This window comes from Photobacterium angustum, from assembly GCF_003026365.1.
Lineage (GTDB): Bacteria > Pseudomonadota > Gammaproteobacteria > Enterobacterales > Vibrionaceae > Photobacterium > Photobacterium angustum.
Genome location: NZ_PYOM01000007.1, coordinates 220,797 through 234,186, shown reverse-complemented (window position 1 = coordinate 234,186; position 13,390 = coordinate 220,797). Strand labels below are relative to the sequence as shown.

The following is a 13,390-nucleotide window of genomic DNA, read 5'->3' as shown; positions in this document are numbered from 1 at the left end:
TTAATTTCATTACCATCAACCACATAACGGGTTGTTTGGTTATTAGAAATAATACCTTCAAGTGACGGCTGAGACTGCGCAAAATCAATATGCGCAATGTCATCAGAGCCCACATCTAATGGGATCTGACCGCTTGCGGTTGCACCTGTTTCGGTTTCCGTGAGCGTTGTACCTTTATCGATACCAAACTCAGGGTTAGCGCCATCATTGATGTTAATAGTGACATTAATTGGCGTAGGCTTATCACCTGTCATCAATGGGTCACCATCGGTATCTTGCATTTGAACAGGGACATCAATGGTGATCTTACCGTCAGTCACATCAACAAATTTACCGTCGGCATTGAGGTGATCAAGCGGTAGAGACTGCTTAATAGCCAAATCAACCGTGACATCGCCATTTGCCAATGACGATGGTGTCATGGTAATGCTCACCGCTTCCTGACCACCTGCTGTCACACCCGTAATAGTAATTACGCCATTAGCATCAGTGTGAACAATGAAAGTCAGTGCTTCACCATTGGACGTTAAGCCATTGAGCTCTTTCACTAAGTCAACATGTGCGCTATCAGCGATCTTCAAGCTATTAGCAACTAATGCATCAGAACCTGAATTAACAGTAAAATGCGTATCTGCAGAGACAGGATAACCTTTATTTGTATTTGGATATTCAATATCACCTTCAGTGATAGTAATGTTTGCTACAACACCTTCGCCCGATGCATCAGTACCATCTTTGATCGTGATATTTAGCTCGCCTTGTGCCGTATCACCGTCTTTATCTGTCGCGGTAACATCGAGCTTAATATCAGCAATATCAGCACTGTTTTGATCAACGGGTCCTGTCACTTTAACGGTATAGGTACCATCATTAGCGATAGTCACTACCATCACAGGGTTAGAGTCTGCATCAACTACCGTTAATACATTGCCATTAACAGTAAACGTTGTTTGCTCACCGTTACTGGTAATGTTGGCTAAGCCATCTTGAGTCGCATTAAAGTGAATGGTCTGAATATCATCAGAGCCCACATCTAGCGGGATCTGACCCTGCATTACTTTATCAGCATCGGTGGTTTCATTGATGATGATACCTTTATCGGTACCAAACTCAGGGTTCGCACCATCCACGATAGTGATATCCACATTGGCAGGTTTATCTAACCAATCACCATCGGTATCTTTAACTTGCACTGGAACATCAATAACAATTTTGTCATCAACACTCTTAACTAAGCCATCGGCGCCATTATCATTATGATCAAGCGGCTTAAATTGCGTAATAGACACGTTAATATCAACATCATGCCCATTTACCGCTTGAACAGCACTCACAGATACCGTTAATACCGTTTCACCACCCGCAGTACCTGTAATTAATCCCGTTTTAGCATCATAGCTAAAGTTAATTGCCTTACCATTTGCTGTTGTAAGCTCTGTAGTTAACTCGTGGATTAACGCATTAACTTGTTTTTGGTCAACGGTTACTGTTGTCGGATCAAGACGATCCACACCCGCAGCAATAGCTATCGTTGTATTACCACTTACTGGGTAACCTTGCTCATTACCTTCAGGCGTTAAATCACCTTCTGTAATAGTAATAGCCCCTTGCTCATTACCTGATGCATTTGCACCATCATGAATAGAGATCTCAATATTACCAGGCTTGCTTACATCACCATCTCTATCTTCTGCCACAACAGATAAAGCAATGTTTTCATTATCTGCTGCGGTATCATCGACCTGATCGATAGGTTGTTTTTGCGTTACAACGTAATGACCATTGATATCAATAGTCACTTCCATTACAACTTGTGATGGATCACTCGCTAATACTACCGTCACCGTAGTGCCATCAGCACTCAGTGAATAAGTTGTAGCATGACCATTACTGGTTAAGCCATTAAGAGAGTCTTGGTTCGCCTCAAAAGTAACCTTAACGACCTGATCACTACCGCTATCAACAACAATATTACCCGTACCTGTTGCAATGCCATCGCTACCTTCATTTAAGGTCGCTTTGCTATCCACACCAAAAGCGGGGATTTCGCCATCGACAACAGTAATATCAACGGTTGCAGGATCTTTTAACCAATCACCATCGGTATCTTTCACCTGAATAGGTAAATCGATAACAACTTGATCATTGTGGTTAGTTACTAAACCATCGACCTCATTACCATTGTGATCTAATGGCCCGTACTGAGTCATGGTAACTTTTACATCAACATCTTTACCATTCACTGCTTGAAGGGCTGTCAATGTTACACTAACAACGGTTGCACCATTCGCGCTTCCGGTTAATACACCCGTTGCTACATCATAAGTAAATGTTAATGGCTTACCGTCAGAACTAAGCTCTGTTGTAAGCTCATTTTTTAAAGCCTCGAGTTGTTTCTCATCAATCGTAATAGAGCTTGGGTCTAATCGGTCAGCACCTGCTGTAATCGTTAAAGAAGTACTTGCTGAAACGGGATACCCGACTTCATTACCTTCTGGGGTTAAGTCCCCTTCTGTAATAGTAATACTTGCAGACTCACCGCCATCGGCACTTGCACCGTCTTCTACTTGAATATTTAATTGGCCTTGTGCGGTATCGCCGTCTTTATCTGTTGCAGTTACGTTTAATTCTATTTTCGCAATATTAAGACTATCTTGGTCTAACTCGCCCTCTACAATGACTTTATAGCTACCATCATTAGCGATAGTAACTGTCATTACAGGCTTGCCTTCAGCATTAACGAGGTTAATGGTATTACCTGAAACAGAAAAAGTAACAGGTTTGCCGTCGCTCGTAATATTCGCTAAGCCTGGTTGTTCAGCATCAAAGTGAATGTGAGATATTTCGTCTGAGCCAACATTAAGAGGAATTTTCCCATCGACAACTTTGCCTAAATCGTCAGTCTCATTAATTGGATTTTCTGTTCCAGGATCAATACCAAAAACAGGATTATCACCATCATTGATCGTGATATCTACTTGCGCAGGTTTTTCAAGAAAGTCACCATCAGTGTCTTTTGCTTGAATAGGAAGATTGATTGAAATGTTACTGCCATTCACAGTAACAAAACCTTGTGAGTTTCCAGAAAGGTTATGATCAAGTGGTAATTCTTGAATGATTTTTACATCAACAGACACATTCAGGCCATCTTGTGTCGATGTTAACTCGACACGTACAGCAATAGTATCAGTACCTTCAATTGTACCGATTAGGTTGCCATTTGCATCAATAGTGAACACTAAAGCCTGTCCACCCGAGGTAAGCTCTGTACTTAACTCAGATAATAATGCACTTTTCTGGCTTGCATCAATTTCAACTGATTCTGGATTAAGACGATCGTCACCAGCAACAAGAGTTAGCTTCCCCGTTTGAATAACAGGATAAGTTGAATCATTACCACCAGTGCTTGTACCGCTACCATCAACGTCAATATCACCTTCCGTTAATGTAATAGAAACGCGTTCACCACCCGCAGCATCAGTGCCATCATTTATGGTGATATTTAACTCACCTTGTGCGGTATCACCGTCTTTATCTGTCGCAGTAACATCTAATTTAATATTAGCGATATCGTCACTGTTTTGGTCAATAGGCCCAGTCACTTTTACAGTGTAGGTGCCATCATTTGCAATTGTCACCACCATCACAGGTTGCGAAGATGAATCTAAAACAGTTAAGACATTACCATCAACGGTAAAAGTTGTTTCTCGACCATTACTTGTAATTGCCGTTAAGCCTGCTTGTTCAGCATTGAAATGAATAGTCGCGATTGCATCAGAACCAACATCAAGTGGAACCTTTCCATCAATAACCTGATCAGCTTGAGCGCCCTCATTAATTGTCACTCCGGTATCAGTACCAAATTCGGGATTTGCACCGTCGATAACACCAATCTCAACATTAATTGGCTTATCTAATGCATTACCACTGCTATCCGTTGCTTGAATAGCAACATCAATATTGATTTGATCGCCATCACGACTGACTAAGCCAGAAGCATTATCACCAGAATGGTCAATTGGCTGATTAATCGTAGTGGTTACTGTTACAGTTACATCACGCCCATTTTCTGTCGTTGCTTCTAATGCAATAGACATAACAGGTTGACCAACTAGAGTACCGATGATCGTATTCGTTGCTGTATCGTAGACAAAAGTAACAGCCTGACCACCTGATGTGATTTCACTGTTTAATTCATTTAAAACGTTATTGATAGTGAGAGGATCAAATACAAACGATGAAGTCTCTAGAGGAAGCGTTGCTGCCTCTACAAAAATAGACGTTGAAGAAACAACAGGATAGGTATTATCACTGAGATCACCCTCAGTAATCAGTAAAGAGCCTAGTTCGCCGCCATCAGGAACTAAAATAGCCTGTGGATCTAGGTTATCTGTATTTCGACTTGGATCGTAAGCCGTGTCAAAGCCAGCTTCTGCTAAAAGTGCATCGTTATCGTAATTAATCGTTATAAAACTTGCAGCAGAAGATGACCCATTAAGACCTATGTTACCTGCAGATTCATTACCAGCCGCAGGCGCTTCAAAAAGTTGGGTAGGATCCAGACCGTTTAAAATCGCAGTTTGAATTGCATCAATATCACCAGAAGCGAACGTTGTATGTTCCGCTCCATCATAATTAAAAGCGATTTTTTCATTAAGACCCGTGGTTTTAACACCTTCAGGCGTTGTTATTACGCAAGTTGGGCATGACTGATTGATAACTTGTTCAACACCATTGTTGATAACAATAAATTTAGCATCACCATTCGCAACAATAATTTCATCAGGCTGGAGTGCATGATCATCGACAATTGGCTGCACTTTATCACCAGCCTTAAGAATAAAGCCGTCTCCATCCACAAGCTTGATCATGCCTAAATTCTTATTATCAATGGTAGTCATACTCTCTTAACCTTTTTTGTTTATTCAATTTGATAGTAACGATTCTCGTCATACAGAACATGTTACGCACCACCTAATTGATGATTTTTTAATCGATAGAGGCTTTTTATTAAAAACGATATTTTTTAAATTGATTTAAAAAACTTATCGTCAATAATTTGACGACATTATTAGCTAAAGATTATTCTTATTTACTATGATTTTGCAAGTTTTTGTCACATACTTCATAAAAATATCAATAATAAATACCTAATTAAGAGCAAATAGTAGCAAAAAATAGCACCTAGGCTTAATAACATAAGTGTTGATAGTATACAGTAGCTAGCATAAAAACTGTAATGCGAACGATAATTTAAAATAGCAAAACACATGGACGTCGGTCAGCATTACCCTTTAGTGAGCATCTAACGCGGACAAGTAATGAACAAGAAAAACGCTTCTATTTCAGCAGAAAATCTAGAGTATGTGGATGATAAATCAGCAGCATTGTTGCTTAATACACCTAAAAGCGCTCGTGTTATTCTGTGGGTAATGATCTTATTCTTTATCGCAGCTTTTATTTGGGCTTATTTTGCCAAGTTAGACAAAGTGACAAGCGGTAGCGGAAAAGTTATACCATCTTCTCAGCTACAAATAGTACAAAACCTTGAAGGTGGTATTGTAAAAAAAGTACTAGTTAAAGAAGGTGAACAAGTAAAGAAAGGGCAAACCTTACTATTAATTGATGACACACAGTTTAAATCCGATTTTAAAGAAAAAACACAAAGTTTAGCTTCTATGCAAGCAGACTCTCAACGTTTGAATGCGTTACTTGCGAGCGTTACAGTGAGCAATAAAGCCGATAATACGCATTGGCGAAACAGTGTCACTATTGAACGTAAACCACCTGTTTTTGATGATACATTTAAAAAAGCACATCCAGCATTAGTTCGCCGTCAGCTCAATCAATTTACAGACAAATTAAATAACCTACAAAACCAGCTTTCTGTTGCTTCTGAGCAAGCATCGCAAAAGGAAAGAGAGCTGGCTGAAACACAATCTCGAGTAAGCAACTTACGTAGCAGCTATAGTATTGCTCAAAAAGAATACAATATTACAAAACCATTAGCTGAGGAAGGCGTTGTACCACGAATAGAATTACTGAAGTTACAACGATCGCTAAACGATACTAAACGTGATTTAAACTCTGCCAAAATGCAAATTCCTGTTACGCAAGCGGCGATTCAAGAAGCTGGCTTTAAGTACATTGATATTGCATTACAGTTCCGTTCAGATATTCAAGCACAGCTAAATGAAACCAGTGACAAATTAGGTAGTTTAACTGAAACCCAAATAGGTTTAGAAGATCGTGTAAAACGAACAACGGTAGTTTCACCTGTAACAGGCACAATCCAAAAAATTCATGTAAATACCGTAGGTGGTGTTATTCAACCGGGCATGCCACTTGTGGAAATTGTTCCAACGGAAGATACCTTACTCATAGAAGCTAAAATAGCACCGAAAGACATTGGGTTTTTACGCCCAGGTCTGCCAGCAGTCATTAAATTTAGTGCCTATGATTTTACTAGCTATGGTGGTTTACATGGAACATTGGAAACAATCAGTGCAGATACAATCCAAGATAAAGAAGGCAACAGTTTCTATCAAGTCAGGATTCGTACTGATACGAGTAGCTTAAAGGGACCTAATGGCGAAGCTCTACCTATTATACCCGGTATGACAGCCACCGTTGATATCATTACAGGAAAACGCTCTGTACTTGATTATCTTCTTAAACCAATACTCAAAGCGCGACATACCGCGTTAAGAGAATAATAAAATGACTATGAAATATAAATTAAAAAGAATTACCCTTCTCATCGGTCTTCAATGTATGGCTGCGCCTGTTATGGCGCAATCATTGGAACAAGCAGTAGCTGAAACGCTCTCAAGTAATCCAGAAATTAAAAGTGCTTACAATGAGTTCCAAAGTAAGCACGAACTGATCAATGCTTCAAAAGGCGACTACCTTCCAAGTGTTGATCTTGAAGCAGGTGTTGGTTCTAATAACTATAATAATACCAGCCTTAATTCTGAAACGGAGCCTCGTAGTGCGAAAATCAACATTCGACAGTTAATCTGGGATGGCTCGATTACCTACAACGATATTCAACGTAATAAGTCAGAAACAGAAGCAGAGCGTTATCAATTACTGTCTGATGCACAAGACAAAGCATTAAAGAGTACAGAAGCATATCTAAATGTGCTTCATGCTCAAGATGTGCTCGCTTTGTCAGAATCGAACCTAAAAGTTCATCAAAAAATGTATTCAGACATTAAAAAACGTGCCGATTCAGGTATTGGTTCAACAGCCGACTTAGCACAAGTTGAAGGCCGTTTAGCCAGTTCTAATACGAATCTACTGGCAGCACAAAGCAATTTACAAGATAAGATCACCCAATTTGTACGTATCGTAGGTCAGTATCCTAAAGATCTTATAAAGCCTGAAGTTGACGTGAATTATCTACCAAAATCATTAGATGATGCGTTAGAAAAAGCAAAGAAAAACAACCCTGTAGTACAAGTTGCATCGAATGACATTGACGCTGCTGAATATCAGTACAAGCAAGCAAAAGGTACGTTCTACCCATCGTTTACTATAGAAGCATCGCAAGAATGGGGAGATGACTTAAATGGTTCTGAAGGTAAAACTGATGAGCTAAAAGCAATGCTAAAAATGCGCTATAACTTGTATAACGGTGGTAGTGATGTCGCAAAATCTCGCCGCGCTGCATACCAAATTAACAAATCTAAAGACATTCGTGATCGTGCTCACCACATGTTAGAAGAAGGTACTCGCCTATCTTGGAGCGCATTAGATTTAGCGAAAAAACAAAAACTGTTCTTGCAAGAGCACGTTGATGCCTCCGCACGTACCGTTATTGCATACGAAAAACAGTTTAAGATTGGTCAGCGTACATTACTTGATGTACTCAACACCGAAAACGAATTATTTGAAGCACGTAAAGCTTATTTAACGGCTGAATATGATGGTATTTTAGCAAAATACCGTGTTCTTAATGCAACCGGTCTAATCCTTGATGAGATGCGCGTTGAGATCCCAGAAACTTGGGCAAAGTCTGTTAAATAAGAGGATTAAAAATGAAATACGTAATCACGGTTTTACTGTCTTTTTCTTTGTTTGGTTGTTCACTCTCTGTACCGCAGCCTCCTATTGCAAAACAAACAAAAGATCTTTTTGACGCAGATAGCGATGGTGTGATCAATCAACGTGACCGCTGCGCTGATACGCCAATCGATGCAGTTGTAGATAACGATGGCTGTCCTACATTTGTTAAAAACTCAGAAGAGAATAATATTCACGTATTATTTGCTAATGACTCTTCAGAAATCCCTGAAAGTTATATGGAAGACATTAGCAATATGAGTGAATTTTTAGCCAAATACCCAAAAATGCACATTGAACTAAAAGGGTATGCGAGTCCAGTCGGTAACGCCGCATACAATATTGCGTTATCAAAGCGTCGCGCTGCAGCTATTCAACAAGCACTGATCACTGAAGGGGTTGCACCGTCTCGCATTAAAACTATAGGTTTTGGTGATAGCGATCCTGTGAAAGCATCAGATGCTGAAGAAAGTAACGCACTTAGCCGTCGTGTTGTCGCTCAAGTTGTTGGATCTCAAGGTAACGTTGTGAAAGAATGGACGATCTATACTGTTCGTGAAAATTAATAAATAGAATCCACGTTGAAAAAAATAATCTTCTGGGCTCTGTGTTTGGCCGTGGCAGTGAATGTATTCGCTGCCACGAATAAGCAACAGATTGCAAAAATAGAACACTTTTACGGAGAAAGAGCTGGAAAACGAGCTACTGCGTGGAGAGCGCTCATCCAAAATTCACAACACTTAAGCGAACAGCAAAAACTTAAAGCAGTTAATAACTTTTTTAATCAATTTGTTTTTATCAGTGATGAGAAGTTATGGGGTAAAGAAGATTACTGGGCTACACCTTATGAATTTGTAGGTGCAGGCGCTGGGGATTGTGAAGATTTTAGTATCGCCAAATACCAAGCATTACGAGAACTGGGTATACCAGATAAAAAGCTACGATTAATTTACGTAAAAGCTTTAGAACTGAATCAATTCCACATGGTTGTCGCTTACTACTCTACTCCCTCCTCTGTACCTCTAATTTTAGACAACTTAAAAGGTGAAATTTCACCTGCAACACAACGAAAAGATTTACTACCGATTTACAGTTTTAATGGTAGCAAGTTGTGGCTAATGAAGAATAGAGGGCAAAGCCAAGTCGCAGGAAAAGCGTCACGTCTTAGCCTATGGAACGACCTCCGTGATCGTTCAAATAAAATAATATTACACCGCCCTAAAAATACTTATTAACGAGTGAACACCAATGACACTTTACCGACAGCTTTTACTATGGATGCTGGTTGTATTTTTCGCATTTATCAGTGCGGTCTTTGCAATCCAATTCAGTACTACAAAAGACTATCTTGTTCACCAGCAGTCAACAGAGCTAACGAATGCAATAAGCTCTGTTGGTTTTGCCCTGTCTCCTTACCTTGAAAATAAAGACATGGTTGCTGCAGAATCAGTGATAAGCGCAACGTTTGACTCAAGTTTTTACAGTGAAGTTAAACTTGAGCTACTAGATTCTGACAAGAAAATTGTTCGTCAGTATCCTCAGACGGTTGCCGGTGTACCTAGCTGGTTCCAAAGCCTCATTAATATTGAACCGATAACGCAATCAACAACACTTGCAAGTGGTTGGATGCAACTTGCTAATCTTACAGTGACAAGTAGCCCTGCAACAGCTTACCAACAATTATGGAAAGCTACTGTGCAGCTCATGCTAGGTTTCGTTATATGTTCAGTTTTAGGTGCAATCGTTTTATCACTTGTTCTAAATAAAGTATTACAACCTTTAAAGCAACTCCAAAATAGCGCAAAAGAGATGGCATCACAGCATTTCACATCTTCTCTTCCGATGCCTCTCACTCGCGATTTAGCTGATGTGGTTACCGCTTTTAACTCAATGAACCAACAACTTCAAAGTCACTTTGAACAACAAGCACAAGTTGCAGATAACCTTCGTATTCGTGCTTATCAAGATCCTGTTTCAGGTTTAGCTAACCGCAGCTATCTAATCTCTAAAATTACCTCTTGGTTATCCCGCAAACCCAGTGGTGGTATAGCACTGTTAAAAGCTGATGATATTGAAGATAGTTATAAGCAGTCTGGTTACGAAGTGGGTGATCAGTTAGTACAAAAAATTGCATCACGTTTGAAAGAGTTATCAAATGACGATGTTACCATTGCACGTCTGAACCAATCTGAGTTTGTCTTAATATCGCCTAAAGCAACCAAAGAAGAACTGATCGAATTTGGTCGAAAAATGCTCAACATGACATCAGATCTTAATTCAGACCCATTAGGCATTGCACCGCTTCATGCCGCCGTCGGTATTGTTGTTTGTTCTGAAAATGAAACTATTTCAAGCTTATTAGCAAGTGCCGATAACGCCTTAAATAAAGCACGCCAAGAGCCAAAAGAGCCCTTAGCCGTGATTGAATCTAATGATAAGAAAGAAACAACATCATTAGGTAAGCAACAATGGAAAGCATTGGTTGATGAAGCTATCGCCAATAAACTTATCCACTTCACATTCCAAAAAGCGATCAGTGTTGACAATAAAATACTGCATAAAGAAGCTTTCGCTTACATTCAAAAAGACAACCAGCGATTTAATGCAGGTCAATTCTTATCTGCTATAGAACAACTCAATGAAGGCGCTAATTTTGACCGCTACATTGTTGATGCTTTATTTAGTGATATAGAGAAAAGTCCAGCCTCTGTTCCTCTTGCAATTAACATCACTCAAAGCAGTGTAAATGATACGGGGTTCATTCGTTGGTTAAATAGTAAATTACAAGCAGCGCAACACATTAAAGATCGTGTGTTATTTGAACTTCCCGAAATTTGCTTTATTAAACAAGTTGATAATGCTTCTTTATTATGTGAAATCATTCACCAAAATGGCTTCCGCTTCGGCATTGATAATTACGGACATAGTTTTAGTTCAACAGGTTATTTAAATCGATTACGCCCAAACTACGTTAAACTGGACTTTGCCTATACCTCTCAACTCGATGATCAGATAAAAATGGATGTACTTCAATCTATCACACGTACAGCCAATAACCTGTCTGTTACCACAATTGCAACACGTGTTGAAACTGCAGAGCAGAAAGATAAATTGGCTGCGATGGATATACTCGGTTTCCAAGGTTTTGTTACTGATCAATTGAATCACGAGAATTAAAATGAAAGATCCTTTACTTCAGTCACTCGTTTATATAAGCCGTTTTTATGGTCAGGCAAATTCACCTGACGCGCTTGTTGCAGATTTACCATTAAATGATGGTTTACTGTCTCCTTTTCTTCTCCCTCGAGCGGCAGATAAAGCAGGACTGCAAGCCAAAGAAACAAAAATGACATTGGAAAGTATTTCTTCTCTGCTCTTTCCTGTCATCGCTCTACTCAAAGGTGGAGAAGCATGTGTTGTTTTAAGTATTGATAAAGAGAAAGGTGAAGCCGAAGTTGTACTGCCACAAAATGAAGGTAGTGAACAATGGATCAAATTGAATGAATTAAATGCGCAATACACTGGCCATTTATTTTTAATCAAAAAGCGCTTCCGCTACGATGAACGCTCTCCTGAAATTCTAAAAACTCGTGATGGTCACTGGTTTTGGAGTACGTTATGGGAATCTCGTAATATTTACCGTGATGTATTGATTGCCTCAATTCTTATCAATCTATTCGCCATCGCCGCTCCCCTTTTCACTCGCTTAGTGTATGACAAAATTGTACCTAACTTAGCGTTTGATTCATTATGGGTACTAGCCATTGGTATTACGGTTATTTTTGTCTTCGATCTGATATTAAAACTACTTAGAAGCTATTTTATTGATCTTGCAGGTAAAAAGTCGGATCTATTAATATCAGCAAAAATATTTAGCCGTGTGATGGGCATTCGTATGGAAGCAAAACCGGCTTCGGTAGGTGCGTTTGCTCGCCACTTACAAGAATTTGAGTCTATTCGAGAGTTTTTTACCTCGGCAACAGTATCGTCATTAATCGATTTACCTTTTGCACTATTGTTCTTGTTAATTATCTACATCATGGCAGGACCTCTAGTATTAGTGCCCCTGATTGCAGTGTTAATTTTAGTGGCATATAGCTTCTTTATTCAACGTCCACTTCGCAAGAGTATTGAAGAAGGCTCACGTCTTTCTTCACAAAAACACGCCAACCTCATCGAAAGTCTATCAGGCTTAGAGACGGTAAAAATGTTTGGTGCGCAAAGTCAGTTCCAGTACCGTTGGGAAGAAGCGGTAGCACATATGTCCAACTGGAGTTTGAAATCACGTCGTTTAACAGACTCAGTGCAAAATACCGCGGGATTCTTACAACAGTTCGTTTCTGTCGCAATGATTGTGGTGGGCGTGTATTTAATTGCCAATGGCGACCTCACTATGGGTGGTTTGATTGCCTCAACCATGTTAAGTGGACGTGCGGTTGGCCCAATGGTACAACTTGCCCTGCTTTCTACCCGTTATAACCAAGCAAAATCAGCAATGACGGTAATTGAACAGTTGATGGCTATGCCATTAGAGCAAGAAGACGGTAAACGCTACATTCACCGCCCTGTTATTCGCGGAAAAATTGAATTTGATAATGTTTCCTTTGCTTACCCCAATGCAACACATGCTGCACTAAAAAATATTAACCTCACCATTAACCCTGGTGAAAAAGTGGCAATTATTGGTCGTATTGGCTCAGGTAAAACAAGTTTAGAACGTTTGTTAATGGGGTTATATAGACCAACAGAAGGTTCAGTTTTAATTGATGATACTGATATTAATCAACTTCATCATATTGATATCCGGCGAAATATTGGCTGTGTTCCACAAGATATCACGTTATTCTTTGGCTCAATTCGTGACAATATTACATTAGGCCGCCCATTAGCCAGTGATAATGAAATATTATTAGCAGCAGAGCGTGCAGGCGTGACAGCCTTTACCCAACACGACGCTGCAGGCTTGGAAAAACAAATTGGTGAAGGTGGTCATGCTATTTCTGGTGGTCAACGACAAGCAATTGCAATTGCGCGTGCATTCCTATCTAACCCACCCGTTATGATTATGGATGAACCAACGAGTAGTATGGATAACCGCTCTGAAATGTATATAAAGCGTCAACTTGTTAATATGACACCAGAAGAGACGCTGATTTTAATCACTCATAAAACCAGCATGCTTGATATTGTTGACCGACTTATTGTTATGGAGCAAGGACGAATTGTAGCCGATGGTCCAAAAGATGCAGTATTGAAGTCACTCAGAGAAGGTAATGTAAGCCAACCAAAATCAGAGCAATAAGAACCGTGATCTTATTTATTA

General features: G+C 39.7%; 7 protein-coding genes. 6 read left to right on the top strand and 1 reads right to left on the bottom strand.

Annotation, left to right across the window (positions count from 1 at the left end; translation table 11 throughout):
• Positions 1–4,901: retention module-containing protein (locus tag CTN01_RS09505; RefSeq protein WP_146150423.1), on the bottom strand; the 4,901-nt coding region annotated here is incomplete at its 3' end.
• A gap of 420 nt (positions 4,902–5,321) precedes the next feature.
• Between CTN01_RS09505 and CTN01_RS09500 the strand changes: the two genes are divergently transcribed.
• Genes CTN01_RS09500 through CTN01_RS09475 form a run of 6 tightly spaced genes read left to right on the top strand, consistent with a single transcriptional unit; the run spans position 5,322 to position 13,369 of the window.
• Positions 5,322–6,716, top strand: coding sequence for an HlyD family type I secretion periplasmic adaptor subunit (locus CTN01_RS09500; RefSeq protein ID WP_045148967.1), 1,395 nt, complete (start codon positions 5,322–5,324; stop codon positions 6,714–6,716).
• A gap of 4 nt (positions 6,717–6,720) precedes the next feature.
• Positions 6,721–8,031, top strand: a complete 1,311-nt coding sequence (locus CTN01_RS09495) for a TolC family outer membrane protein (protein WP_045148969.1) — start codon at positions 6,721–6,723, stop codon at positions 8,029–8,031.
• Positions 8,032–8,042: 11 nt separating this feature from the next.
• Complete coding sequence (locus CTN01_RS09490; protein WP_045148971.1) at positions 8,043–8,633, top strand: OmpA family protein; 591 nt, start codon at positions 8,043–8,045, stop codon at positions 8,631–8,633.
• Positions 8,634–8,648: 15 nt separating this feature from the next.
• A complete protein-coding gene (locus CTN01_RS09485; RefSeq protein ID WP_045083292.1) occupies positions 8,649–9,302 on the top strand; it encodes a transglutaminase-like cysteine peptidase in 654 nt (217 codons plus the stop codon).
• A 13-nt stretch (positions 9,303–9,315) separates the two neighbouring features.
• Complete coding sequence (locus tag CTN01_RS09480; RefSeq protein ID WP_045148973.1) at positions 9,316–11,244, top strand: bifunctional diguanylate cyclase/phosphodiesterase; 1,929 nt, start codon at positions 9,316–9,318, stop codon at positions 11,242–11,244.
• Position 11,245: 1 nt separating this feature from the next.
• Positions 11,246–13,369 carry a type I secretion system permease/ATPase gene (locus tag CTN01_RS09475; RefSeq protein WP_045148975.1) on the top strand — a complete coding sequence of 708 codons (2,124 nt, stop codon included), beginning with the start codon at positions 11,246–11,248 and terminating at the stop codon, positions 13,367–13,369.
• The last annotated feature ends 21 nt before the right edge of the window (positions 13,370–13,390 follow it).